Annotated in this window: 28 protein-coding genes, 1 tRNA gene and 1 pseudogene; 18 read left to right on the plus strand and 12 right to left on the minus strand. The window is 60.8% G+C overall.

The window, feature by feature from the left end:
• Positions 1–65: 65 nt before the first annotated feature.
• Both J3A71_RS07170 and J3A71_RS07175 read right to left on the minus strand, forming a co-directional pair.
• A pseudogene (locus J3A71_RS07170) lies at positions 66–221 on the minus strand (M48 family peptidase); the annotation flags it as partial.
• 181 nt (positions 222–402) lie between these two features.
• On the minus strand, positions 403–1,839 hold the full coding sequence (locus J3A71_RS07175) for a M48 family metalloprotease (RefSeq protein ID WP_016488642.1): 1,437 nt from the start codon (positions 1,837–1,839) through the stop codon (positions 403–405).
• A gap of 122 nt (positions 1,840–1,961) precedes the next feature.
• Here J3A71_RS07175 and J3A71_RS07180 point away from each other — a divergent pair, with 122 nt between their 5' ends.
• Positions 1,962–2,201 carry a sulfurtransferase TusA family protein gene (locus J3A71_RS07180; protein WP_016488641.1) on the plus strand — a complete coding sequence of 80 codons (240 nt, stop codon included), beginning with the start codon at positions 1,962–1,964 and terminating at the stop codon, positions 2,199–2,201.
• 20 nt (positions 2,202–2,221) lie between these two features.
• Positions 2,222–3,292 carry an AI-2E family transporter gene (locus J3A71_RS07185; protein ID WP_016488640.1) on the plus strand — a complete coding sequence of 357 codons (1,071 nt, stop codon included), beginning with the start codon at positions 2,222–2,224 and terminating at the stop codon, positions 3,290–3,292.
• A 34-nt stretch (positions 3,293–3,326) separates the two neighbouring features.
• On the opposite strand, the gene J3A71_RS07190 is transcribed toward J3A71_RS07185, so the two are convergent.
• Both J3A71_RS07190 and J3A71_RS07195 read right to left on the minus strand, forming a co-directional pair.
• Positions 3,327–3,800, minus strand: a complete 474-nt coding sequence (locus tag J3A71_RS07190) for a peroxiredoxin (protein WP_096426661.1) — start codon at positions 3,798–3,800, stop codon at positions 3,327–3,329.
• 11 nt (positions 3,801–3,811) lie between these two features.
• Complete coding sequence (locus J3A71_RS07195) at positions 3,812–4,375, minus strand: glycine cleavage system protein R (protein WP_016488638.1); 564 nt, start codon at positions 4,373–4,375, stop codon at positions 3,812–3,814.
• Between the two features lie 259 nt (positions 4,376–4,634).
• On the opposite strand from J3A71_RS07195, the gene dapA reads away from it, so the two are divergent.
• The 6 genes from dapA to J3A71_RS07225 all read left to right on the plus strand — a co-directional run bounded on the left by dapA (position 4,635) and on the right by J3A71_RS07225 (position 9,127).
• A complete protein-coding gene (gene dapA / locus J3A71_RS07200; RefSeq protein ID WP_016488637.1) occupies positions 4,635–5,522 on the plus strand; it encodes a 4-hydroxy-tetrahydrodipicolinate synthase in 888 nt (295 codons plus the stop codon).
• Positions 5,523–5,537: 15 nt separating this feature from the next.
• Positions 5,538–6,659, plus strand: coding sequence for an outer membrane protein assembly factor BamC (bamC, locus tag J3A71_RS07205; RefSeq protein ID WP_016488636.1), 1,122 nt, complete (start codon positions 5,538–5,540; stop codon positions 6,657–6,659).
• A complete protein-coding gene (locus tag J3A71_RS07210; RefSeq protein ID WP_016488635.1) occupies positions 6,660–7,418 on the plus strand; it encodes an MBL fold metallo-hydrolase in 759 nt (252 codons plus the stop codon).
• A 30-nt stretch (positions 7,419–7,448) separates the two neighbouring features.
• Entirely contained in the window at positions 7,449–8,159 is a 711-nt protein-coding gene (gene purC / locus J3A71_RS07215) for a phosphoribosylaminoimidazolesuccinocarboxamide synthase (RefSeq protein ID WP_096426660.1), read from the plus strand.
• Positions 8,160–8,250: 91 nt separating this feature from the next.
• Positions 8,251–8,340 (plus strand) — tRNA-Ser (locus J3A71_RS07220).
• A gap of 235 nt (positions 8,341–8,575) precedes the next feature.
• A complete protein-coding gene (locus J3A71_RS07225; RefSeq protein WP_209952722.1) occupies positions 8,576–9,127 on the plus strand; it encodes a YfbU family protein in 552 nt (183 codons plus the stop codon).
• 27 nt (positions 9,128–9,154) lie between these two features.
• On the opposite strand, the gene J3A71_RS07230 is transcribed toward J3A71_RS07225, so the two are convergent.
• From J3A71_RS07230 to J3A71_RS07240, 3 genes are all read right to left on the minus strand, one after another.
• Positions 9,155–10,387 carry a DUF3596 domain-containing protein gene (locus tag J3A71_RS07230; protein ID WP_209952724.1) on the minus strand — a complete coding sequence of 411 codons (1,233 nt, stop codon included), beginning with the start codon at positions 10,385–10,387 and terminating at the stop codon, positions 9,155–9,157.
• The gene (locus J3A71_RS07235; RefSeq protein WP_082412167.1) at positions 10,384–10,635 is read right to left on the minus strand and encodes a hypothetical protein; all 252 of its coding nucleotides are present in this window, start codon (positions 10,633–10,635) and stop codon (positions 10,384–10,386) included. The genes J3A71_RS07230 and J3A71_RS07235 overlap by 4 nt, the downstream gene beginning before the upstream one ends.
• A gap of 224 nt (positions 10,636–10,859) precedes the next feature.
• The gene (locus tag J3A71_RS07240) at positions 10,860–11,384 is read right to left on the minus strand and encodes a hypothetical protein (protein WP_209952727.1); all 525 of its coding nucleotides are present in this window, start codon (positions 11,382–11,384) and stop codon (positions 10,860–10,862) included.
• A gap of 438 nt (positions 11,385–11,822) precedes the next feature.
• Here J3A71_RS07240 and istA point away from each other — a divergent pair, with 438 nt between their 5' ends.
• Positions 11,823–13,337 carry an IS21-like element ISPpu7 family transposase gene (gene istA / locus J3A71_RS07245; RefSeq protein ID WP_019437638.1) on the plus strand — a complete coding sequence of 505 codons (1,515 nt, stop codon included), beginning with the start codon at positions 11,823–11,825 and terminating at the stop codon, positions 13,335–13,337.
• 17 nt (positions 13,338–13,354) lie between these two features.
• The gene (gene istB / locus J3A71_RS07250) at positions 13,355–14,110 is read left to right on the plus strand and encodes an IS21-like element ISPpu7 family helper ATPase IstB (protein ID WP_019437637.1); all 756 of its coding nucleotides are present in this window, start codon (positions 13,355–13,357) and stop codon (positions 14,108–14,110) included.
• A gap of 254 nt (positions 14,111–14,364) precedes the next feature.
• Here istB and J3A71_RS07255 read toward each other — a convergent pair whose 3' ends face one another.
• From J3A71_RS07255 to J3A71_RS07275, 5 genes are all read right to left on the minus strand, one after another.
• Complete coding sequence (locus tag J3A71_RS07255; RefSeq protein ID WP_209952731.1) at positions 14,365–16,044, minus strand: DNA cytosine methyltransferase; 1,680 nt, start codon at positions 16,042–16,044, stop codon at positions 14,365–14,367.
• Positions 16,041–16,538, minus strand: a complete 498-nt coding sequence (locus tag J3A71_RS07260) for a hypothetical protein (RefSeq protein WP_209952734.1) — start codon at positions 16,536–16,538, stop codon at positions 16,041–16,043. Before J3A71_RS07260 ends, J3A71_RS07255 begins: the two co-directional genes overlap by 4 nt.
• A gap of 85 nt (positions 16,539–16,623) precedes the next feature.
• Positions 16,624–16,872, minus strand: coding sequence for a pyocin activator PrtN family protein (locus J3A71_RS07265; protein WP_110740334.1), 249 nt, complete (start codon positions 16,870–16,872; stop codon positions 16,624–16,626).
• On the minus strand, positions 16,869–17,378 hold the full coding sequence (locus J3A71_RS07270; protein ID WP_061203480.1) for a hypothetical protein: 510 nt from the start codon (positions 17,376–17,378) through the stop codon (positions 16,869–16,871). The genes J3A71_RS07265 and J3A71_RS07270 overlap by 4 nt, the downstream gene beginning before the upstream one ends.
• Before the next feature lie 304 nt (positions 17,379–17,682).
• A complete protein-coding gene (locus tag J3A71_RS07275; RefSeq protein WP_209952736.1) occupies positions 17,683–18,387 on the minus strand; it encodes a LexA family transcriptional regulator in 705 nt (234 codons plus the stop codon).
• A 97-nt stretch (positions 18,388–18,484) separates the two neighbouring features.
• On the opposite strand from J3A71_RS07275, the gene J3A71_RS07280 reads away from it, so the two are divergent.
• From J3A71_RS07280 to J3A71_RS07315, 8 genes are all read left to right on the plus strand, one after another.
• Positions 18,485–18,709 carry a YdaS family helix-turn-helix protein gene (locus tag J3A71_RS07280; RefSeq protein ID WP_016485750.1) on the plus strand — a complete coding sequence of 75 codons (225 nt, stop codon included), beginning with the start codon at positions 18,485–18,487 and terminating at the stop codon, positions 18,707–18,709.
• A 129-nt stretch (positions 18,710–18,838) separates the two neighbouring features.
• Complete coding sequence (locus J3A71_RS07285; protein WP_209952740.1) at positions 18,839–19,327, plus strand: phage regulatory CII family protein; 489 nt, start codon at positions 18,839–18,841, stop codon at positions 19,325–19,327.
• 1 nt (position 19,328) lies between these two features.
• Positions 19,329–19,532, plus strand: a complete 204-nt coding sequence (locus J3A71_RS07290) for a TraR/DksA C4-type zinc finger protein (protein ID WP_061203592.1) — start codon at positions 19,329–19,331, stop codon at positions 19,530–19,532.
• A complete protein-coding gene (locus J3A71_RS07295) occupies positions 19,529–22,282 on the plus strand; it encodes a bifunctional DNA primase/polymerase (RefSeq protein WP_209952743.1) in 2,754 nt (917 codons plus the stop codon). Before J3A71_RS07290 ends, J3A71_RS07295 begins: the two co-directional genes overlap by 4 nt.
• A gap of 325 nt (positions 22,283–22,607) precedes the next feature.
• Entirely contained in the window at positions 22,608–23,156 is a 549-nt protein-coding gene (locus tag J3A71_RS07300) for a hypothetical protein (protein WP_209952745.1), read from the plus strand.
• Positions 23,157–23,362: 206 nt separating this feature from the next.
• Positions 23,363–23,710: a phage holin family protein gene (locus tag J3A71_RS07305; protein WP_024717528.1), complete on the plus strand. Its 348-nt coding sequence runs from the start codon at positions 23,363–23,365 to the stop codon at positions 23,708–23,710.
• Positions 23,711–23,724: 14 nt separating this feature from the next.
• Positions 23,725–24,003 carry a hypothetical protein gene (locus J3A71_RS07310; protein WP_209952747.1) on the plus strand — a complete coding sequence of 93 codons (279 nt, stop codon included), beginning with the start codon at positions 23,725–23,727 and terminating at the stop codon, positions 24,001–24,003.
• A 536-nt stretch (positions 24,004–24,539) separates the two neighbouring features.
• Complete coding sequence (locus tag J3A71_RS07315; protein WP_209952750.1) at positions 24,540–25,121, plus strand: terminase small subunit; 582 nt, start codon at positions 24,540–24,542, stop codon at positions 25,119–25,121.
• The last annotated feature ends 3 nt before the right edge of the window (positions 25,122–25,124 follow it).

Below are 25,124 nucleotides of genomic sequence, written 5' to 3' on the forward strand. Positions count from 1 at the left end.
CCGGTGCCAGGCACCGCGTGCCCCCCCTTCGCGGGGCAAGCCCGCTCCCACAATATTCAACCCCCTCAGCGCCCCATCATCTCCCGAACCATACGCTGTTGTTCCAGGATCTCGCGCTGGCGCTGGTCAATTTGCGACGCCAGCGGGAAGTTGCCGCCCGCCCGGCGCTTGGCGTAGTCCAGCTGCTGGATCGCCTGGTCAAAGTCCCCCGCCAGGGTGAAAAGCCGCTGAATCGCATGCTGGACTTCACCCAGGCGGCGCGCCTGAAGCTGTCCGGTAACGCCTGAGATCGCTGGGTCTTTGTGGGAGCGGGCTTGCCCCGCGAACACCGGCGAAGCCGGTGCCAGGCACCGCGTGCCCCCCCTTCGCGGGGCAAGCCCGCTCCCACAATATTCAACCCCCTCAGCGCCCCATCATCTCCCGAACCATACGCTGTTGTTCCAGGATCTCGCGCTGGCGCTGGTCAATTTGCGACGCCAGCGGGAAGTTGCCGCCCGCCCGGCGCTTGGCGTAGTCCAGCTGCTGGATCGCCTGGTCAAAGTCCCCCACCAGGGTGAAGTATTCGGCACGCGCCCGGTGCAAGCCGATGGTATTGCCCGACAAACCCCGCACTTCGGCCATGTCGTACCACACGTCCGGGTCATCCGGACGGCTCTTGATCAACTCGTTCAACACCTTCTCCGCTTCGGCAGGCTTGTTCTGCTTCACCAGCAGGTCGGCACGCACTTGTTTGAGCGGGTAGTTGCCCGGATACAGCCCCTGCATCCGTTCGGCCCGCTGCTGCGCGTCGGCCAGGCGGTTGTTGGTGATGTCCAGGTCGATCTGCGCCAGGTTGTAGGTGATGTCGTTGGGCGCCTTGGCCAGTAGCGGCTTGAGCAGTTCACGTGCTTCGTTCAGCTGGCCACCCTTGATTTGCGCCAGGGCCAGGCCGTAACGCGCGGCGTCCATCTTGGGGTCTTCGTCCAGCTGGGCGCGGAAGCGCTTGGCGGCAAGCCCCGGGGTGCCTTCATAGGTCAGTGCCACCCGTGCGCGGATCAGCTGGTAGCGCATGCTGTCTTCCACGCCACCTTTGGGCGCCTGTTCGGCGCGGTTGCGGGTATCGGCGATACGTGATTCGGTCACCGGGTGAGTCAGCAGAAATTCCGGTGGCTTGGCGCCGTAGCGGTATTGCTGCGCCAGGCGTTCGAACATGGTGGGCATGTTGCGAGGGTCGTAACCGGCCTTTTCCAGGTTCTGGATGCCGATGCGGTCGGCTTCCTGTTCGTTCTGCCGCGAGAAGCGCCGTTGTTCCTGGATCGCCGCGGCCTGGGTGCCGGCAATCATGCCGATACCCGCATCGCCGGCGCCACCGGCAGCCAACACGATACCCGCGAGCAAAGCCGCCATCATCGGCAGTTGCATGCGTTGCTGGGCTTCGACGCCGCGGGCGAAGTGGCGTTGAGACAAGTGCGCCAGTTCGTGCGCCAGCACCGAGGCGTACTCGCCTTCGGTGCGGGCATTGAGAAACAGGCCGCCGTTGACCCCGACGATGCCGCCAGGGGCAGCGAAGGCGTTGAGCTCACGGCTGTCGATCAGGATGAATTCCAGGCGCCGGTCCTGCAACTGGCTGGTCTCGGCCAGGCGGTACACGGTAGTTTCGACATAGTCCTTGAGCTGCGGGTCGTTCAACTGGTTGACCTGGCCGCGCAGCAGGCTCAGCCAGGCACGGCCCAGCTGGTGCTCCTGTTGCGGCGAGACGATCGCGGAACTGGCGTCACCCAGTGATGGCAGGTCGTCAGCATGGCCGGGAAGGGCCATCAGGCAGGCCAGCGTCAGCAGGGTAGGGCGCAGTAGATTCATGCACGAAGCTCGCGTCGATCAAAGATACCTACTGTAGCGGGCTCACACGTTGGCGACCAGTGGCGCTATCCTAGCTGACCCTGTCAAGCAGCAACCTGGCAATGCCTTTGGAGAGCCCCGCGATGAGTGACACCCTGACCTGCGACGCCGAACTGGACGCCAGCGGGCTGAATTGCCCTTTGCCGCTGCTCAAGGCCAAGATGGAACTCAATCGCCTGGCCAGCGGCGCGGTGCTCAAAGTGATCGCCACTGACGCCGGTTCCCAGCGCGACTTCCGCACTTTCGCCAAGCTGGCCGGTCATACCCTGCTGCAGGAAACGGCTGACGCCGGCACCTATACCTACTGGCTGCGCAAGGCCTGAGTCTTTTCCAAGGATCGTCAATGTTCAAAGTGCTTCGCGACTGGATGCAGCGCTACTTCTCCGATGAAGAAGCGGTGGTGCTGGCGGTCCTGCTGTTCCTGGCTTTTACCGCCGTGCTCACCCTGGGCGGCATGCTCGCGCCGGTGCTGGCGGGCATGGTGCTGGCGTTCCTGATGCAGGGGCTGGTCAACGCCCTGGAGCGGCTGCGGGTACCGACCCGGCTGGCGGTGATGCTGGTCTTCGCCTTGTTCATGGGCGCGCTGGCGGTGTTCATGCTGGTGTTGGTGCCGCTGTTGTGGCACCAGCTGATTACCCTGTTCAACGAGCTGCCGGGCATGCTCGGCAAGTGGCAGTCGTTGCTGTTGCTGCTGCCCGAGCGTTACCCGCACCTGGTGTCGGACGAGCAGGTATTGCACGCGATCGAATCGGTGCGCGGGGAAATCGGCAAGTTTGGCCAGTGGGCGCTGACCTTCTCGCTGTCCAGCCTGCCGTTGCTGGTCAACGCCATGATCTACTTGGTGCTGGTGCCGATCCTGGTGTTCTTCTTCCTCAAGGACCGCGAACTGATCGGCCGTTGGGTCAGTGGTTACCTGCCCAGGCAGCGCGCCTTGCTGAACCGGGTAGGCAGTGAGATGAACCGGCAGATTGCCAACTACATTCGCGGCAAGGGCATCGAAATCCTGATCTGCGGCATTGCCACCTACATCGCGTTTATCAGCCTGGGGCTCAACTACGCCGCGCTGTTGGCGCTACTGGTGGGCCTGTCGGTGGTGGTGCCCTATGTGGGTGCAGTGGTGGTGACGGTACCGGTGACGCTGATTGCGCTGTTCCAGTGGGGCTGGGGCGACCAGTTCATATACCTGATGACGGTGTATGCGATCATCCAGGCGCTGGACGGCAACGTGCTGGTGCCGCTGCTGTTCTCGGAGGCCGTTAGCCTGCACCCGGTGGCGATCATTTGCGCGGTGTTGCTGTTTGGCGGGCTGTGGGGGTTCTGGGGGATCTTCTTCGCCATCCCGCTGGCGACGCTGATCAAGGCCGTGCTGGATGCCTGGCCGCGGCAGGAGCCTAGCGTGTCACCGATGCTTTGATGCAACTGGGGCTGCAAAGCAGCCCCCATCAATTTCAAGCCTTGTTCAAGGCCTGGGCAGCCGCCAGCACGGCATCCACATGCCCGGACACCTTCACCCCACGCCATTCCTGGCGCAGCACACCGTCCTTGTCGATCAGGAAGGTGCTGCGATCAACGCCCATGTATTCCTTGCCATACAGCTTTTTCAGCTTGATCACGTCGAACAGCTGGCACAGGGCCTCGTCTTTGTCGCTGATCAGCTCGAACGGGAAGCCTTGCTTGGCCTTGAAGTTCTCGTGCGACTTGAGGCCATCGCGCGATACCCCGAACACCACGGTGTTGGCTGCGGCAAAGGCATCATGCTGGTCGCGGAACCCCTGGCCTTGGGTGGTGCAGCCCGGCGTGCTGTCCTTCGGGTAGAAGTACAGCACCACTTGCCGGCCCTTGAGCTCGGCCAGGCTGACGGTTTGCCCGCTGGTGGCCTGGGCCTGGAAGTCGGCAACGGGTTGGTCGAGTGCTACGGCCATGGTCGGTTTCCTTACATTGGGTTCTGTGGGCGCCATGGCTCGATCAGCGCATCGAGGTTCAGGGCGTCGGCAAAGTCCAGGAACTGGTCACGCAGCCAGCTGATCTGGGTGCCGGCCGGCAGGATCACGGTGAACTGGGCGTTGAGCATGCTGCTGCCGGTCTGCGGTGCCAGGTAGGTGTCGCAAGTCATGGCTTCCAGCTCGACACGGTGATCGAGGAAGAACTGGCACAGCTCGTTGATGATGTCCGGGCGGTAAGCGGCGCTCACATAAGCCACGTAGGGCAGGGCCTGCGGGCGCACCTCCTGGTCGGCGCTGCGCACCACGTCCAGGGTCAGGCCGTGCTTCTTGCCCAGGCCCGGCAGGGTGGATTCGAGGCGCGCCAGGGCGTCCCAGCTGCCGCCCACCTGCAGCACCAGGGCGCTGGTCTCGCCGTGGCGGCTCAGGCGCGAGGTGACCACCGCGCAGCGGTTTTCGAAGGCAGCGCGGCTGAGGACGTTGGCCAGTTCCATGGGATTCGGGCCCAAGGCACTGATGACAAGGAATTGTTCGCGAACAGTGGTGGGGGTGGACATGCAGCATTCCTAAAGCGATGAGCGGTCGGTGCAGGACGGTCTGAAGCCTCCTGTCGGCAGGGCCCGGGGCTCGCATGCGAGGTCTTGGACGCTGGCGGGGAGCAAGGTCGACGGCCCGGCGGGCCGCGCTGCACCGATCAAAGGGTCAAGGGTAGCGAAATAAGGCGCCGAGGGGAATGCTCCGCCCGCCTGCTTCGCTTGTGCAAGGTCGATGCCCCCAGTACCATTACCGCTCTCTTTTTCCGGCAGGAGCAGTTACATGATTGCGGGCAGTATGGTGGCATTGGTCACACCCATGGATGCACAAGGGCGTGTTGACTGGGGCAGCCTCGACAAACTTGTAGACTTCCACCTGGAAAACGGCACCCATGCGATCGTCGCTGTCGGCACCACCGGTGAGTCGGCCACGCTGGATGTCGAAGAACACATTCTGGTCATCAAGCACGTGGTCGAGCGCGTCAAGCGCAGCGCCAAGCCGATTCCGGTCATCGCCGGCACCGGTGCCAACTCCACCACCGAAGCGGTGCACCTGACGCAAAACGCCAAGAACGCCGGCGCCGATGCCTGCCTGCTGGTTGTGCCGTACTACAACAAGCCGACCCAGGAAGGCCTGTACCAGCACTTCAAGCACATCGCCGAAGCCGTCGACATCCCGCAAATCCTCTACAACGTACCCGGCCGCACCTCCTGCGACATGCAGGCCGAGACCGTGATCCGCCTGTCGACCGTGCCGAACATCATCGGCATCAAGGAAGCCACCGGCGACCTGGTGCGCGCCAAGGCCATCCTCGATGGCGTCAGCAAGGACTTCATCGTCCTGTCCGGCGACGACCCAACTGCCGTCGAGCTGATCCTGATGGGTGGCAAGGGCAACATCTCTGTTACGGCCAACGTCGCCCCGCGCGAAATGGCCGACCTGTGCGAGGCCGCCCTTGAGGGCAATGCCGAGAAGGCCCGCGCAATCAACGAAAAACTCATGCCGCTGCACAAAGACCTGTTCTGCGAAGCCAACCCGATCCCGGTGAAGTGGGCGCTCGTCGAAATGGGCCTGATGCAAAAAGGCATTCGCCTGCCACTGACCTGGCTGAGCGAAGGCTGCCACGAAAAAGTCCGTACTGCCTTGCGCCAGTCCGGCGTACTGGTTTAAGAGGAAGTGCACCGCATGAAGCGACTGGCTGGTCTTTCCGCCCTTGCCCTGATTATCTCCAGCACCAGTGGGTGTGGCTGGCTGTGGGGCGAGGATGGCTATTTCCGCGACCGCGGCAGCGATTACCTGCAGGCGCACCCGACAGCGCCGATGCAGCTGCCGCAGGACGTCAGCAACGTCAAGCGCCTTGACCCGTTGCTGCCCATTCCACGTAACGTCGCCGATGACAACGTCGCTGGCGAGTTCGAGGTGCCGCGCCCGCAACCGCTGACCGGTGGCGCCGCCCAGGTTACCGATTACAGCCTGCAACGCAGCGGCAGCAGCCGTTGGGTGCTGGCCCAGCATTCGCCTGCCGAGGTGTGGCCAGTGGCCCGCCAGTTCTTCGAGGACAACGGCTTCCGTATTGCCGAAGAGCGCCCGCAGACCGGTGAATTCAACACCACCTGGCAGCGTTTCGACGAGCTGTCGGCATCGCTTGGCCAGCGCCTGGCCAGCACTGCCAGCAGCGGTGACAGCGAAGTGCGGGTACGTGTGCGCATGGAGCCCGGCGTGCAGCGCAACACCTCCGAGGTGTACGTGGTGAGCGTCGAGCGCCCGGCCGGCAGCACTGCCGAGCCTGCATTTCCGTCCACGTCTGCCAACACCGGCGCCGATGCTCTGCTGGTCGACGAAATGCTTGCCAGCATGAACCGCAGCGCCGAGAAGGGCGGTTCGGTGTCGCTGCTGGCCGCGCGCGATTTCGACGCGCCAAGCCGCGTCAGCCTCAGCGAAGACGGCAGCGGCAACCCGGTGCTGTACCTGGGCTCCGACCTGGACCGCGCCTGGTCTGGCGTGGGCCGTGCCCTGGAGCAGGGTGGCGAGTGGCGTGTCGAAGACATCAACCGCAGCCTGGGCCTGTACTACATCAACCTGTCGGAAAAGCCTGACGACAAGCAGAACCAGCCTGGCTTCTTCAGCCGCATGTTCGGCAGCGAGCCGACCAAGGAAGAGCGTGAAGCCCGCGCCGAGCGCTACCAGGTTCGCCTGAGCAAGGTGGGTGAGAGCGTGCAGGTCACGGTCGAGAAAAACATCAACACCGTGGCTCCGGCCGATGTCGCCCGCCGCGTGCTGAGCGCCATTCAGGACCACCTGGGTTAAGTGCGCTTCGCGGTACTCGGAAGCGGTAGCCAAGGGAACGGCACGCTGATCGCCAGTGGTGACACGTTCATCCTGGTCGATTGCGGCTTTTCCCTGCGTGAAACCGAGCGGCGCCTGGCGCTGCTCGGCGTCTCGGCGGCCCAGCTCAGCGCAGTATTGGTCACCCATGAACATGCCGACCACGTGCATGGGGTCGGCTTGCTGTCACGGCGCTACAATGTACCGGTCTACCTCAGCCAAGGGACCTTGCGCGGCATGCGCAAGCCGGTGGAGGTGGCCGGTTTTCTCGCTTGTGGCCAAAGCCTGCGTATCGGCAGCCTGGAAGTGACCGCGGCGCGGGTAGAGCACGACGCCTACGAGCCGTTGCAGTACGTGATCAGCGACGGCCAGCGGCGCTTCGGCATGCTGACCGACCTGGGTTCGTACGACGCGCTGTTGCTGGAACGTTACCAAGGCCTGGATGCACTGCTGATCGAGGCCAACCACTGCCGCGACCTGCTGGCACGCGGCCACTACCCGGTCTTCCTGAAGCAGCGGGTAGGTGGCATGCAAGGGCATTTGAACAATCACCAGGCCGCGCGCCTGGTGCACGAGTTGGGCTGGAGCAACCTGCAACACCTGGTGCTGGCCCACCTCAGCAGCAAGAACAACCTGCCACACTTGGCCCGCCAGTGCTTTGTCGACACCTTAGGGTGCGACCCGGACTGGCTCCAGGTGGCGAATCAGGAACACGGGCTCGACTGGCGCGAAATCGCCTAGCCCAACACCTCAAGCAAGCGGAGCCCAATCATGGAAAAACGCGACGAACTCTACCGCGGCAAGGCCAAATCGGTTTACAAGACCGACGACGCCGACCGCTTGATCCTGCTGTTCCGTAACGACACTTCGGCGTTCGACGGCAAGCGCATCGAACAACTCGACCGCAAAGGCATGGTGAACAACAAGTTCAACGCCTTCATCATGCAGAAACTGGAAGAAGCCGGCGTGCCAACCCAGTTTGACAAGCTGCTGGGTGACAACGAGTGCCTGGTGAAGAAGCTGGACATGATCCCGGTCGAATGCGTAGTGCGCAACTACGCCGCCGGTAGCCTGGTCAAGCGCCTGGGCGTGGAGGAGGGCATCAAGCTGGAGCCGTCCACCTTCGAACTGTTCCTGAAAAACGACGAGAAGGGCGACCCCTTCATCAACGAATCCCACGTTGTCGCGTTCGGCTGGGGCACCGCCGAGCAGCTGGTCGAAATGAAAAAGCTGTCGCTGAAGGTTAACGAAGTGCTGAGCAAGCTGTTCGGTGACGCCGGCCTGCTGCTGGTCGACTTCAAGCTGGAGTTCGGCGTATTCCACGGCCAGATCGTGCTGGGCGACGAGTTCAGCCCGGACGGCTGCCGCCTGTGGGACAAAGAAACCCGCAAGAAGATGGACAAGGACCGCTTCCGTCAGGGCCTGGGCGACGTAATCGAAGCCTACGAAGAAGTTGCCAAGCGCCTGGGCGTGCCGCTGTAAGCGGCCCGTTCACGCAAGCGCCTGATACCACGCGATTTTTTTTAAAAAAAGGTTTGCGTTTTAAAAGAACGCTGGTATGATGCGCGGCATTGGAGAGATGCCGGAGTGGTCGAACGGGACGGATTCGAAATCCGTTGTACTGGCAACAGTACCTAGGGTTCAAATCCCTATCTCTCCGCCATATGCGAAGTAGTCGAAGCCCCCGAAAACGTTGATGTTTTCGGGGGCTTCGTCGTTTCAGGGGTATTGGTTAGGGCAAATTTAGGGCATTTTTTGATACGTTCGGGCCGGCGCAGGCCGCCTCAGGGCGCCAATCTTGTATGTGGATTTGTCTAAGCCTTTCTGATGGCGTGGCCTTTTGGCACCATAGGTGATCCTGCATCGATCTGAGCAGGGTGGGCCCCATGGAGGAAGGTATGAACCCAACGGTTACAGAGAAACTGATTCTTCAGATGCTTTGTGATATTCACAAGCGCTTGGATATTCAGGACAGCTATGATCCGACTTTAATTTCCAAGGCACTTGCTTCGGATGACTATTGGGTCTTGGATTGGGCCTATGACATTTCTGAGCCTGGCACGCCGACACCGCCGCATGTTACGGCTGTCGTAGATGCCTTGGATATGTACAGTTTCTTGAAGGAATCGTTTGAGGCTCTCAGCCCGCAACAAAGGCAAGCGTTGGAAGCCGCAGTTCCAAATGTAGCTGCTCGAATCGATTTCCCTGGTTTCGATGGTAACAATGAGGGCCGTTACCGCACTGCCGCACGTTACCTTACTAATGAGCTTGATCGCTTTGAGTCGATGAAGGCTGTTGCAGATCGCAACTCCCATACACGGATGGTTGATGTATACGGACGAATGGTGGCGGTTTTCGAGCCTATTCGGGACGGCTTGAGTGATCGCCTTATGAATGTCGATGAGATTGTGAAGGTATTGGATGCGCGGATTCATCCAGCCAATCGTTGAGTGAAGGCAGGCCCATAGGGCCTGCTCTTAATCAAAACCCATCATCTTCGAAACGATTTCCGCCATGCTTTTGGTGTCCTTGGAGATCCAGCGACCGTAGTGCTTGCGCACCATGGTCGTGTCACTGTGGCCGAGTTGGCGGGCGACCCATTCAATCGGCACGTAGCTCGACAGTGCTTGGCTCGCGAAAGTGTGGCGTGCCTGGTTGGCGCCTCGATGGCGAATGCTTGCTTTCTCCAGGTGGGCGGTAAACCAGTTGCTCACGGTCTTGCCGTTCCACAGCAGGCCGCTCGTGGAGCTGCGGAATAGGAAGCGGACCCGCTCGTGCTTCTTCGTGATGTTGTCTCGCTGCACTACCGTAATGTGCGTGGGCTCGGCATCCTTCGCTTCAGCCACGATCATGGTCAGCAACTCCAAGGCCGGCGCGATCAGCTCCACCGTGCGGATGCGCGAGCGTTCCTTCGGTACCTTGAATTCCCCTGCGACCAGAGCGCGTCGAATTGTCAGCGTGCCGGCCACCAGGTCGACGTCCTCTACGCCGGCCGCGATCAACTCGGACAGAGACAGCCCGGCCCAACAGTTGAAGACGATCATCCGGCTGTCTGGCATTCGCTCAGGGTCAGTGGTGGCTATCCGCTCGATCTCGCTCCGGGTGAACGGATCGGCGAATTCACTATCGCTATCAGACTGGATGTTCTCGATGCGCTCCAGGGGGTTGAGCTTGATGATCTCATCGCTAAACGCATCCCCCCACACCCCCCGTATAATCGTGAAGACGTCGTTTACGGTTTTCGGTTTGAGGCCGTTAGTGAGTAGCTCGGCTTGGAATAATTCAAGCTCGCTCTTGGGGATGCTTGCGATGGCTCTACCTGTGAATTTCTTCCTAACGTGTTCGGACTTGCTCTTGTAGTTGATGAACGTACTGTGAGCTTTTTTGACTTTGGCAACTTCAAGCCATTGAGCTATCCCTTCGTCCACAGTCCTTTTGGCGGGCTCATTGGGAAGCTCTTGTCGGGCTTTGAGCCAAACCGAATCAGGGAAGTGTGCCGCATAGTCGAAGCGGTTTTCCTTGATCTCCGCAAGTATCGTTCTGCGTTTGTTGTCTGCATAGGCAATGGCGGCCTTGTTGATTTTGGCAACGTTACGTAGAGGCTCGCGGCGGCGTTCGCCTTCATACATGAAGGCGATCCGCAGAAGATTGCCGTTGATGTCGACGCCCTTAGGCAAGGCGTCGACACCTGGTGGAAGCTTCACGCTCATGGACGGCCGGCCATCCAGTTTTCGATTTCAACGCGGTTGTAAACAATGACGTTGGCTGGATCGGTCCGCCATTGTTTCTCCTCAAGCCAGATTCCACGATCGCGGTATTTGCGAACGGCTTCGGTGCTGAGTCCGAAAATCGGGAACAGAAGTTCTTTTCGTATCCATGTAGACGGTGTTATTAGAAGTTGCACCGTTTCGCCTTGGTTGGCAGCTTCATGGATTGGCTTAATCTGTGGCTTGGCCATTAATGTGTTCTCCAACTTACCTAATAGGACGCAGGCGCTTGACCTGCTGGAGTTTCTTTGCGGCCACATTGGCCATGTAGGATTCCCATTCCACGCTTTTCTGCTGTTGCCGGAGTTGGCTGCAGCGGGCATGGTTTCGGGTTGAGCGTGCTTTGCCGCAGATGTCGCACATCGCCGGAAGGTCGAGGCTATGGGAGGCAATGCGCGGCCGCGTTCTTCTCGAATCAGTCATGGCGCTCCTCCAGCACGCGGCTGTAGTCGATCCGGTAGCGCTTCCCAGTTTTGATGTTCTGGACGGAGATCGTCCCTGGGTGGGCTACGTTGGGGTGGCAGACCACCTCGACGTGCGCGTGATGTGTGCCCCGGTCAACCATCAGCTTGCTTCCGATTGGGTAGGCATGCTCAACGGCGGAGTTCAAGTTGCGTCGGGCTGCCTCCAGCCAGGCGCAGGCAGCATTGAGGTCGTGGGAAGGATTGATGAGGTCGGGCATGTCGCCCTCCGCTTTGTCGAGGCTGCGGCAAGGCGTGGCATTGGTGCAGGGGACACCGCAGAGCAGGGTGTTGCTGTCGGGCTTGCAGCCCTCGGCATTTACCTGGCGGTGGCGCTCGATCTCTGCGATAAGCTCCAGAACATCTGTTGGCGGTACCATGATCCTGTACACGACGGACGTGGTTTCATTCGACGGCTTAGCAGCGGCCCATTCAGCCGCCCACTTGAGTTGTAGGATTTCCATGCGTGTAGTGGTCACAGCGAATACCTCTCATGGATTCGGCGAGCGTTTGGGCTCAAGGCCAGGTGCCCAAGGTTTGTGGCGCTGTTTACAGTCGTAAGCGTGCCTTTCGCAGCGTGGCTGGCAGTGCTGCTGCGGCTCAGCTCGGCCAGTGAGGCGATTAGCGCCATGGCGAGCGCGAAGCTGATCAGCTGCCAGATGCGTACTGGGTTAGGCATGGATGCCAGCCTCTCGAACGTGGTTACGGGCGAGTTGCGGATTCCACGCTGACTCGGACACCCATTCCACGCGCATCCGGACAGTGATTCCACGCTGATCCGGACACTCATTCCACGAGCATCCGGACACCGACTCCACGGTCATCCGGACACTTTTCTGGCAGGCAGCCACGCAGGATTTATTCACTACCATCGATCTCTTTTTCGAAGCAGAGAGGTCGTTGTGGAGCGTTTATCCATGCGTAAAATCCGAGAGGTGTTACGCCTCAAGTTCGACTGCGGCCTGTCCGTGCGCAAGATCGCCCGCAGCCTGGGCATTGGCCACAGCAGTGCCGGTGATTACCTCTGCCGTTTTGCCGCCAGCGGCCTCACCTGGCCCTGTTCGTTGTCCGATGCCGAGTTGGAGCAGCAACTGTTCCCGCCGGCCCCGGCGGTTGCCAGTGAGAAGCGGCCTTTACCCGATTGGGCATGGGTGCATGCCGAACTGCGCCGCCCCGGGGTGACCCTGGCGCTGCTCTGGCAGGAGTACCGCCTGAGCCAGCCTCAGGGCTTTCAGTACAGCTGGTTCTGTGAGCACTACCGAGCCTGGCAGGGCAAGTTGGACGTGGTGATGCGTCAGGAGCACCGCGTCGGCGAGAAGCTGTTCGTCGACTATGCCGGCCAGACGGTGCCGGTTATCGATCGCCACAGCGGCGAGATCCGCCAGGCGCAGGTGTTCGTCGCGGTGCTCGGCGCGTCCAGCTACACCTTCGCCGAAGCCACCTGGTCGCAGCAGCTGCCGGACTGGCTAGGCTCCCATGCCCGCTGCTTCGCCTTCCTCGGCGGCGTGCCGGAGATCGTGGTGCCGGACAACCTGCGCAGCGCGGTGAGCAAGAGTCACCGCTACGAGCCGGACATCAACCCGAGCTACCGCGATCTGGCCGAGCACTATGGCGTGGCGGTGGTGCCGGCGCGGGCACGCAAACCGCGCGACAAGGCCAAGGCCGAAGTCGGCGTGCAGGTGGTCGAGCGTTGGATCCTCGCCGCACTGAGGAATCGGCAGTTCTTCTCCCTGGATGAACTCAACACGGCCATCGCCGGGCTGCTGGAGCGGCTCAACCAACGCCCGTTCAAGAAGCTGCCGGGCTCCCGGCAGTCGGCCTTCGACAGCCTGGATCGTCCGGCGCTGCGCCCCCTGCCGGAGCAACCCTACGTCTACGCCGAGTGGAAGAAGGCGCGGGTGCACATCGACTACCACGTCGAGGTCGATGGGCATTACTACTCGGTGCCGTATCAACTGGTGAAGAAGCAGCTGGAGGTGCGCCTGACGGCGCGCACCGTCGAGTTTTTCCACGCCAACCAGCGAGTGGCCAGCCACCTGCGCTCAATGCACAAGGGCAGGCACAGCACGCAGGCCGAGCACATGCCCAAGAGCCATCGCGAGCATGCCGAGTGGACGCCGCAACGGCTGATCCGCTGGGCCGAGCAGACCGGGCCGAACACCGCCGGCGTGATCCGGCACATCCTCGAACGGCGCATCCATCCGCAGCAGGGCTACCGGGCCTGCCTGGGCATCCTGCGCCTGGGTAAAACCCACGGTGAGGCGCGTCTGGAGTTGGCCTGCCGTCGCGCCATCAGCCTCGGCACGTGCAGCTACAAGAGCCTCGAATCGATCCTGCGCCAGGGGCTGGAAAACCTGCCGCTAGCTCAAACCAACCTGCCGCTACTACCGGACGACCACGCCAACCTGCGCGGATCCGCCTACTACCACTGACCCCAAGGAATCCCACCATGCTGCCCCATCCGACCCTGGACAAGCTGCAAACCCTGCGCCTGCACGGCATGCTCAAGGCGCTGAATGAACAACTGAAAACCCCGGACATCGACAGCCTGAGCTTCGAAGAACGCCTCGGCCTGCTGGTCGACCGCGAGCTGACCGAACGCGATGACAAGCGCCTGAGCAGCCGCCTGCGCCAGGCCCGGCTCAAGCACAACGCCTGCCTCGAAGACATCGACTACCGCAGCCCGCGCGGACTGGATAAGGCGCTGATCCTGCAACTGAGCAGTGGTCAGTGGCTGCGCGACGGCCTCAACCTGATCATCGGCGGCCCCACCGGTGTCGGTAAAACCTGGCTGGCCTGCGCCCTGGCCCACCAGGCCTGCCGGGAGGGCTACAGCGTGCGCTACCTGCGCCTGCCACGTTTGCTGGAAGAACTGGGTCTGGCCCATGGCGACGGCCGCTTCGCCAAGCTGATGAGCAGCTACGCCAAGACCGACCTGCTGATCCTCGACGACTGGGGCCTGGCCCCGTTCACCGGCGAGCAACGGCGCGACATGCTGGAGCTACTGGACGACCGTTACGGCCAGCGCTCGACCATCGTCACCAGCCAGATGCCGGTGGACAACTGGCACGAACTGATCGGCGATCCGACCCTGGCCGATGCCATCCTCGACCGCCTGGTGCACAACGCTTATCGGATCAATCTGAAGGGTGAATCAATGCGCAAACGGACGCAGAAATTGACGACGCCAGCCAACCCGGACTAACAATGCCACCCCTGCGTCGCTGCGCTCCGACTGCCTGTCCGAATGAGCGTGGAACAGGTGTCCGGATCAGCGTGGGCTGAGTGTCCGAATGGCGTGGAATCCGCAGGCGAGTTGGAAAAGTTGCTCGGGGGACACTGGTTCCAAGTGCTGTTCGCCGTTCTGCACGGCTTCCAATCGAGTGCGGTACAGCCCGGCCCGGCCGAGCCAAGCGGCGGCGTGCTGCTCAGCGTCAGGCTTGATGCAGTTGTTTGCGCTCATGCTGCCTCCCGTTGAGCCACGCTCAGGCCGACGGCAACAGGGCGTACCCAAATCGGCATGCTGCTCAGCACAAAGGTTTCGCCCTGGGCCACCAGCAGAAGGGTGGTGCCCATGACGTCGGCAACTGCCTCCGCCGCAGCTGGCGGGACGGCGTTACCGATGCGCTCGCGCCAGGCTTGGTCGCTCAGGCCGTCCAGTTCAAGCTGTTCTTCCGGTTCGACCAGGCTCTGTATGGCTGCCAGCTCGAAGGTGGTGAAGGGGCGGTGCCATGTGCCGTCCAGCGATTCGATCACGCATGCCAGGCGGTCATTGGCATCGGGTAGGCGCGGGTCGGCCACGCTCCAGCGGCCGTTGTCGTGCATGGCACTGGCGGACACTGCGCCTGCCGCCCCATCCCACGGTACAACGCCGTAGTGCCCACCGGTGAGGTAGGCATCACCTTTGGTGCGGCGCATACCTGGGCGTGGGTCTTGCACAGCAAAGGCGCCCTGGCCGGTAGTGCTGCCGGCGATGACGGTTCCCGCTGGGCTGTTGTATGGCGTGACCTGGTACTTGCCGAAACCGGCGCCTGCTCGACGTGGATCGGCAACGCTGAAGGTTCCCTGCCCGGGGCTCTTCACGCCGATTACCGCGCCGCTGGTATCACCCCAGCGGCGCACACCGTACTGTTGGTACTGCAGAGCGCCGGCCTTGGCGCGTGGATCTGCTACCGAGAACTTGCCGTTGGTGGGGCCGCTACGCGCAGCGACCGTGCCAGCTGTCTCTTGCCAGTCGTGCACGCCTAAGAACCCGTCGCGAAATTGCGGAACGATGATTAGGTCGCGCAGGTAGCCTTCCTCGATCACCAAATCGTTCAGGCTGCGCCAATCCTTGCCGGCTTCGACCAAGGCGAGGCGTACCCATGTTTTCCACTGGAGCGAGGGTACCCGGTGCATCGGGCCGGCTGCTTGAATGTCGCCGGCCAGCGGCATGCGGCCGAGAATATCGCCTACCGCACGAAGCGACTTCTGCTCAGGTTCGTACAGGAACGGCGGTACTTTCTCGACGTGACGGCCAACCAGCAGGAAGCGCTTGCGGCTCTGTGCGAGATTCCCAATACGCCCGCAGTCGTGGGTGGTTTCGGCAACGGCGTAGCCAAAGCTGGAAAGCAGGCTGTTGATCTGGTCGAGCAGATGCCGCCCACGGCTGGCGAGACGAGGAACGTTCTCGAACACCAGTAGCGGAACCGGGTCGTCTGCCCATGCCTCACAGAACAACCAGATGCAGCGCAGGGTCAGCTCGTTGAGGGCTTGGTAGCGTGGCGTTTGGCTCATCGTTTCCGAGAGCAGCCCGCTTGCACCCTTGCACGGTGAGCTGATGAATACGGCGTCTGGGCGCTGGCCGCCAGCGGCCTTGCGAATGTCCTCCGGTGTGGCCTCGCGCCACCCCGGTGGCGGCTCTTTCCCATGGAAGCGAATGTATTGATCGCGTGTGAACAGGTCGATGAGCGTGCCTTTCACCCCTGATAGGCGCTCAAAGTCGGCGAGACCTGCAGGGTCTACGTCAACGCCACCGATGCACTGCCACTCCGCCTCTAGATTGCCGACGATGGGCTTGGAGCGGTTGAACCCCTTCGCACCGCCACCAAGGCCGCAGCACATGTGAAAGTGCTTAAGTACGTGCTTTCGCAGAGTCATGCTGCAGCCTCCGCAGTCGATGCCGTGGCTGGGGTGCTGCGCAGCTGGGCGTGAATGCGCTTGGCGAGCGAATCAACACAGAGCGCATGTGCTGCAGCCAGACTCGCCTGCTGATCCGACTTCAAGGCTTTCATGGTGCGATGGGTGAGCTGCAGTGTTTCGCTGGCCTTTGCCAGCAGCTCGTAATCGGCCCTGGTCACCGGCATGCCGGTGTAGGACATGATTCGCTCTTCAAGCTCGCTGATGGTGAGCTTGAGGTTTGCCACGGTCTTGAGGTGTTTGCGCTGGTCGGCTTCGCGTTGTACGGCGAGCTCTGCCAGTTCTTCGTTCAGCGTTCTGAGCCGCTGGGCATGTGTGGCGTTGCGTTCCGCCAAGCCAATTTCTTTGCCTTCTTCATGTGCCCGGCGACGGGCTGTAGCGAGCAAGTAGGGCATAATCGCCAAGACGACGAGTAGGACGATCCCAGCGCTGAGTGCGTATTGGTAGGGTTGCATGTGCTGTGCTCCGAACTGCCCGCCATCGGTATAAGTGAGAGGTCGACGGCGAGCTGGTTACCCCTGTAGACCGGGGCCGTCTGGTTTAAGCCGACTGCTTCGTCTCTTCCGCCTGGCGGTCGAGGTACTCGGCCAGGTCGTGGAGGTAGATCACGTGTTGTGCTTTTGCCGAGTTGTGCAGCTTCTTGAGCTTCAACTTGATCTGGCCTTTATTGATCAGCTCCCGGAAGCGGCGGTCAGTCCCGATGTGGGAGAAGTAGTGCTCCCTTACAGCCGTCAACGTGGGGCAGGGCGTGCTCCACTGGCTGCGCAATTGCTCCAGCGTGCTGCTCATGCGCGCTCCCCGAGCCCCTCTTGGGCGGGCCGGAGCTGGGTGCGGATGACTTGAGCGAGGTGCTCTTTGCAAGTGCCGGTGGCGGCTGCGCAGATCTCGCCCAGGTCATTGGTCACTACTGCGCCAACCGGTAGCTCAGGGTTGGTGGTGGCGGTGATGTAGGCGATCTGATCGGCGCGGATGACGGTGTTTACGCTGTCTAGCGCCTCCCTCAAGTCGATGTCTTCCTGCGAGAGTTGGCCAGATTCGGTCCGGCCGTTCGCCACGTCTTGGAGGAAGTCCCGCAGGGCCATGTACTTGGCAGAGTCGCCACGCTTGAGCGTGATCGAGCTGGTGAGCGGGCCAAAGCGAACGCTCAGGCGGTGGGCCTGGCTGTCGTTCTCGACTTCAATCTCCGCGTCCATCGTCGTTTCTGGTCGACGCAGCGGGCAGGTAGTAGTGCCGCCGTCTTCCAGCGTCTTTTGCAGCAGCATCACTCGCTTCAGGGAGAGGGTGTATTCGCTCATGCGGCACCCCCTGCGCATGGCGAGGGGACGGCTTGAACGGTACCGGCCTCGGTGATGACCAGCTGCATGCCGGTACGGCGCTGGAAGGCCAGGATTTTCTGCAAGCTGCTGCAGGCTGTGGGGTGGATCAGAACCGTTCCCGGTCCTTTGTGCTGTGCTGTTCTCATGGTCCGTGTCCTTTGCGTGAGAGGGTGACACGGGCCGAAATTAGCAAAAGCTAAAATGCTCGGCAATAGCAAATGCTAAATATTTTTGGCGTAGCAGTACCTGCCTGATGGCCGGTACCTGCTGAAAGAGGCGAGCGTTAAAGCTTTTTAGCGTTCCAGGCGAGCAGCACGCGGGCCTGAATATGCATGCGATCGATCATCGATAGGTCGATGGTGATGGGAGGATAGATCGGGTTGTCCGAGATCATTCGCAGCTGTCCGCCTGTAAGCCGCTGCAGGCGCTTGATGTACAGATCTCCGTCCAGTGTGAAGACGTAGATGGCGTCTGTTTTGACCTCGGTGATTCCTCGGTCAACCAGCAGCGCATCACCATCTGCAAACGTCCCAGTCATGCTGTCGCCGTTGCCAGAGATGATCGCCAGGTTGTCGACTTTAGAGAACGTAAGGCCCTGCAACCTCAGCCAGTCGAGGTGCACGGTCATGTCGCGGATCACTTCAATGTGCATATAGGGGGCTGCCTTGCCATGCCCCATCGATGCCGCAATGTCGAGGTACGGGATCAGGACGAAGTTCTTGTCTTTGGTGGCTCGCGCTGAGAGCTGAACGACGTTATCCGGGGCTTTGTGAATGGGACCCTCCGGTTGTGGAGAGGTTAGCGTCCCTGCAGTAAGCCCGATCTTGAGCTCTAGATTGAGCGCAGCCTTCTCCCCCAGCTTGCGATGGCCGTTCAACAGTTGCGACAGATACGACGCGTCCAGGTCATGAGCCTCGGCAAATTCCTTCTGGCTCATGGTCCCCATGATCTTGCGGAGGGAGGCGATACGCCTTTCGTTGATATCCATCCGGTGATGATTGCTTTCCGTTAGCAAACAGTAAATTACAAGATGCTATTGTTTTGCCGATTAGCAATTGCTAATCTCGCCGCCAATGGAGGTGTGTATGACGCTTAGCGACTACTTGAAAACGATGGACAAGGAAGGGCTTGCGGCCTTTGCACGCCGCTGCGGGACGTCTGCAGGCCAGCTGAAACAAGTGGCTTATGGGAATCGTCGTGCGAGCGCCGGCTTGGCTGTAAGCCTGGACCGGGAAACGAACGGAGTGATCCGTTGTGAAGTGATGCGGCCCGATATCGATTGGGCCTACTTGAGAAAAGCCAGAAATTAAGGTGCTGGACCGGGGCCTCTCACCTCCCCAGTCCAGCGACGACGACGCACAGCACAGCACATCGGTCGTGGTTGTAGGATAGGTCTTACCTGTTCCTGTGACTACACCGTAAATCGAGGTTTTACGGTTATGAGTCGCATCGATCTATTGCCGGGCACTGGCCCGGTCCTCACCTTGCGGCAGGCGCTTTATCGCGCAGGTCGTGATTATCGCGGTGGTATCACCAAGCTGGCCTTCGACATGGGGCTTGAGGTGGATACCCTACAGAAGAAGCTTCACCACAACGAAGAGCGCCGCTGGCCAACCCCTGATGAGCTGGAAGAGATCGTGCAGTGGACCGCGGATCCGCGTCTGCTTGACGCCTTGGTCCGTCCGGCAGGAGCTGTGTGGTATCGCCCTGAGCCGGTACCGGCAACGAATGATGCACTGAAGGGGGTCGCCAAGCTCCTTGAGGAGTCGGGTGAGTTCGTAGGTAGTCTGCACGATGGGGCCTCCGACAATGTCTGGACTCCGGCAGAGGTTCTGGACCTGGAGCAACGGGGGATGGATGTTATCCGCCAGGTGCTTTCCATCATGGCCGGTGCGCGCCAGGCGATGGAGGATCGTTGCAATGGCTAACATTCCCGATCCGTTGGACATGGCCAGCGAACAGGCCGAGTACTTGCTGCAGGCTGCACTTCGGCGGCATGCGAACCGCCCTGTTAAGCCAAGCGCCCAGTTCTGTGATGACTGTGGTGAAGCTATCCCTCTGAAGCGGCAGCAACTGGTACAGGGCTGCGAAACTTGCATCAGTTGCCAAGAGTTGCGGGAGCGCCGCAGATGAGCGAGCGCCCAACTCCTACCACAGCTGATTGGGCGCGGCGTTACATTGAAACCTTCGGTCTTGCCCTGGTCCCCATCGAGCCGGGCAAAAAGGGGCCGACGGGGGACGGCTGGAACAGGCCTGGTGGCTACTTCACTGATACCGCGAGTGCCGATCAGTTCTGGAAGGCTAACCCGAGCCACAACCTTGGTGTTGTGCTTGGGCCAAGTAACGTCTGCTCGCTGGATGTTGATGATGTCGAGTTTACGCGGTTGGTTTTGCAGCAGACGCATGGCCTCGACGTCGATGCGCTCGCTGCTGCCTACCCGACCTCGGTGGGCAATCCCGCGCGCTTCCGCATCATGTTTCGCGTCCCCGACGGCGTGGAACTGAAGAAACACGCATTGGTGTGGCCAAATCAAAATGACCCCGATGGCACTATCCATAAGGGGCTCATGGTTCAAGTAAGGGCCGCTATTGAACAGAAGGACGCGGCCCGTGAGGCCGCTTTCCGCTTGGCGGCTGAACCGTTCAAGAAGCTCACAGTGTTCGAGTTGCGCGCCGGCCTGGTGCAGGACGTGTTGCCGCCATCCATCCACCCTGGTACCGGTAAGCCGTACACGTGGCGTAGTGCACCAGATGCAAAGGGTCTCCCTGAGCTGCCGCCTGAGCTGCTGGCTATCTGGCAGGGGTGGGAAGATTTCAAGCCGACAGGAGAGGCGCTTTGCCCGTGGCGACCTAAGCAGGTCACGTCGGCTCGACCAGCCATCATGCCGAGGCCCGTAGTCGCCCGATCGGGCGACTCACTGCCAGAGGTGATCCCTGAGTTCAACCGCCGCCATGACATCGCCACGATCATTGAGGCGCATGGCTATAAGCGTGTGGGCGGGAAGTGGTTGTGCCCGCAAAGTAGCTCGGGGCTGCCGGGCGTGAGCATCACGGATGACAAACTCTACTCGCACCACACCTCGGACCCGCTGGCCAACGGGCACAAAAACGATGCATTCGACGTCTTCTGCATCTTGGTGCACAGCGGTGACCAGCGTGCAGCGACCAGGGCGGCTGCGCAGATTCTCGGCATCGACGCCAAGTCACGCCCGCCAGCGCCGCCGCCGCTGGGCGAACTTCCCCTTGCCCCATCGATGGTCGAGCAGGCCGGGCACGACGAAACCGCTGTTGATGCAGCTGTCCAGCCTGACACCAGCGTTCCGACCGTTGCCAGCTCGGCCGGCTCCTCGGCCGATGGGGGGGCAGGGGGAGAGGGCCTCGTACTGAAGAGTGCTATGCGCCGATTCGCCCTGGTTGAAGGCACCACGAACGTGTGGGACATGGACAAAGGGCAGTCGATGAAGCGAACAGGCTTTGAGGCGCTGGTCGGCAAGCCCCTTGCGAAGCAATGGATGGAGAGGACTGACAAGAAGTTGGTCTCCGCCGAGCAGGTCAAGGAACTCGAACAGGGTCGCAAGATGTCGAGCAAGAAGGGCGGGGCGCTGAATCTTGACCCGCTGGATCGCTATATCTACATCGACGGCACCAAAGAGGCTTGGGACCGGGAGAAGAAGCGTCGTCTACCTGAGGGGAGCGTCAAGATGGCGCTGGGCGATGCTTATCAACTCTGGCTGAACAGTCCGAATCGTCGAGTGGTTGATGTCGACCATATCGTGTTCGACCCGACGATGACCAAGGACCCAGCCATCTACATCAACACCTTCGAGGGCTTACCCCATCAGCCGGTGCGGGATGACGCCGCCTGTGAGAACTTGCGCTGGCTGATCTCGTTCCTCTGCAACCATGACCCTGAGGCGCTGGAGTGGCTGGTGAACTGGCTCGCCTATCCGCTGCAGAACATGGGGGCGAAGATGGATACCGCGATCCTGTTCCATTCCACCATGGAGGGATCGGGCAAGAGCCTGCTGTTCGCGGACATCATGGGGGAGCTCTACGGGCGTTACGGCGCCACGGTTGGGCAGACGCAGCTGGAAGGTAACTTCAACGCCTGGCAGAGCGGCAAGCTGTGGGCCGTCTTCGAAGAAGTCGTTAGCCGCGACCAACGATACAACCAGGTCGGCAAGATCAAGCACATGATCACCGGCAAGACGGTCCGAATGGAGTCGAAGTTCATCAACGGTTGGGAGGAGGCCAACCACATGAACTCGGCGTTTCTGAGTAACGAGATCATGCCGTGGCCGATCAGCGAAGATGATCGCCGAATGCTGGTGATGTGGCCGCTGGAGACCTTGCCTGCCGAGCGGCAGAAGGCGATTGCGAGAGAGCTGGCCAACGGCGGGGTAGCGGCCCTGTACGGCTGGCTGTTGGACGTGGACCTGGGTGACTTTAACCAGCGCACACGCCCGCCCAAAACAGAGGCCCGTCAGCGCTTGGTTGAGCTGAGTCGCACTGCCTGGCAAACCTTCTTCTATCTCTGGCGAGCGGGCGAGCTCGGGCACGGCCTATGGGGCTGCTGCCTGACTTCGGATGTGTACGCCATGTTCCTTGAGTGGTGCTCTCACAACAAAGAGAACGCAATGAGCCACACCAAGTTCTCGCTGATGCTCAGTGCGAAGGTGGAGAAGACACGCGCTATCCCCTGGACGGATGGCAGTGCGCGGCGTTTCGCGGCGTTCTTCTTTCCCAGTGACGGTGATCCTTCCCTGCCCCCATCCATGAAGTCGGCCGAGCTGGGCAAGAACGTCGTCGAGTGGCGTGCTCGAGCGAAGCTAGCGGGATGGAGCGTGGACGGTTGGGACCACATCAAGAGGCTTGCAGCATGACTACGCCGGTAAGTGTGTTGGGTGTGTTGGGTTGGTGTTGGGTTGATTCCTGCAAGCCAACACAATTCAAAGCCCCTGATTTCTTGACGTCGCGGGAGTGTGTGTTGGGTGTGTTGGGTTTTCGCACGCGCGCGCGCACGCGATTTTTTTCTAACAGCGTTATCGAGGGGGTAAGAAATCTCTATGTGAACCCTGAAAAACCCAACACACCCAACACACTCAACACGGATAGATCTAATTCATTGAATTTATTGGGTTTTGAGTGTGTTGGGTTTGTGTTGGGTTGGCTAAATCTGTGTTGGGTACTGCTTGGGGAGGGCGGGCAATGACGAAAGATCTGGAACTGCGCATACAAAGCCAGGTGCAGCTCATGCTTCACCAGGTCGAAATGGCGCAGCTCATCGATCAAGCCGAGCGCCTGCGCCTGATCGGAGAGCTGATGAAGCATTGGGGGGAGCGCCGAGCACAGCTTGGGCTGGAAGCCAGCCTTGGTAGCCAGATGGGCAGCATCATGGAATGGAAGGGCGCTGCACCGCGTGGTGGATCGTCAGGGTCGCGCATCTTGGTCGGTGGTGCTGGTCTTGATCACGCGGCAGCAGAAGTCGACGCAGCGGTAGTCCAGCTGGAGCGGCGTGATGGACGAGGGGCAACCCTGGCCAAGCTGGCACACCTTCGCTATCTACATGGGGCAACGGTGCGGGAGCAGATGCGCGAGGTTGGGCTGGCTGAGGACGCCGACCGAACCTACCGGAACTGGATCAAGGCCCTGCACTTGCAGGTCTTTGCCATCTTGGCAGCAAGGGCTGGACGGGTACGTGAGCAAACCGTTCGTCGGGTGACTATGCGACATGTGAGCAACATCGACGCTCCATAGCCACCACATTGCGACGAACCGAAAATAGGCCCTTTTCGGTTTTTCCGGTGACCTGTAAAAAGTCCCCACGATATCAAAAGTGCGCTTAGGCGCTTCCCCACAAGCACTGTGCTGTGCAACCCGCTCCGATCTGTCGGTGCACCGAGAACCCTGCCACCCGGCGGGGTTTTCTTTTTCCGGCGCCGTGCTTTGCCAATGAGGCTTACATGAACAGCGAGCAACAAACGTTAGCCGAACTGCCGATCTGGATGGTGATCGTGCTGTCCCTGGTCGGCGGTGTTTCGGGAGAGATGTGGCGGGCCGACATGGCGGGCGCTCGCGGTTGGGGGCTGATTCGCCGGCTGGCGTTGCGCTCTGGTGCCTGTGTGACCTGCGGGCTTTCGACCAACATGCTGCTGTACGCCCTCGGCGTTTCGGTATGGGCGGCCGCAGCGGTCGGTTGCTTGGCTGCAATGGCTGGAGCCGATGTCGCGATCAACCTGTACATGCGATGGGCTGCCAAGCGGCTGGGCCTCGGGCAGGTGACACCTGCAAGCAGTGACTCTGCTCAGTGAGAGGAGATTTAGATATGCAGGTACGTGTTATTGGCGAGGAGCAACAATTGTTGTGGGTGAGAACACAAAACGGCGGTGTGACGAGCCTGTCCCACCGCCGAGATGGCACTCTGTCGAAGATCATCGCGGCACTTGAGTCTGCTCTACAACAGGCGAGAGCAGAAGCTAAGCAAGTTAACGAGGACGATCAGGCAATGGTTGCCAGCTCCAAAGATATCGACGCTCTGTTAAAGCGTGATTTCTCGGTTGATGTTCGCGGCAACCATGTTCCAGATCCCAGGGGACTTGAATAAGGGATGCCACTTAGGCGGAGCGACGAATCCAACGCGGTTTCCGCTCTTCCAGATTGCAACTGCATGACCTGCCAGGCCGGCTGCATTAACAGCCGCTTCGAAGGCCGCAACGAACTCTTGCTGATCGGAGCTGGATCGGCTTCCGAATGAAGAGTCCACAGGAACAATGATCATGTCCTGTCCTTGCTCGCGTACGTGAGCGAATTTGTATCTAGCCATCATTCATCCTTTTGATTGTTGAGGTAGTCCTTCCTCGGCATGCCTTCTGCTAGGAAGGACCAGGCGATGCTAGCACTTTGACTTCATGCGTGAGGAGTTTCCGTGTCTATGAACCAAGGATCGGATGTCTTGTTGGCAGGACGAGCTAGGGCCATGACCCCGTCAGCAGCTCAGGTCTGGCGGGGGACCCTGGCGATATGGCCGGAGTACGGGGCAGGAAACCCGCGGTTCTTTGTTAGCGGAAGGTTCACCAGCTTAGTGAACTGCGGTGAACTGGTTAACCCCCTGAATTCATTGGGTGAACTGGACATTTCGACATGACCCACCTGACAAAATCGGAGTTCGCCGCCCGGCACGGATGGTCGAAATCCTACGTTTCAAAACTGGCCAAGCAGGATCGCCTGGTGTTAACCGCCGACGGTAAGGTCGATGTAGAAGCCACAGAACTGCTGCTGGCCGAATCTGCCGATCCGAGCAAGGCGGCTGTCGCCGCTCGGCACGAGGAGCACCGTGTCGAGCGGGATGTTCGAAGCCAGCTCCAGCCCGGCCCCGGCTCATTTACGACGCTTCAGCCAGATTCGCCGTCCGTTGGGGCTCACAACTTCCAGAAGGCGAAGGCGCACCGCGAGTACTACCTTGCCCAACTGGCTGAGGCAGAGTTCAACAAGGTCCAGGGCAACCTAGTCGAGCGGCAGGCTGTAGAAGATGCCGCGTACTCTGCGGGTCGTATGCTTCGCGATCAGTTTCTCGGCCTTGCGCCACAGCTGGCCGCCGAGCTAGTTGCGATGAGTGATCCGTGGGACATCGAGAAACACCTCATTGACGCCTTCCGCCGCGTCTTCACCGAGGTCGGCAAGATGAACAGCGCCGACCTTTCGCAAGCCATTACACAGAGCTGAGCC

This window comes from Pseudomonas sp. PvP089 (assembly GCF_017875165.1).
Taxonomy (GTDB): Bacteria; Pseudomonadota; Gammaproteobacteria; order Pseudomonadales; family Pseudomonadaceae; genus Aquipseudomonas; species Aquipseudomonas fortuita.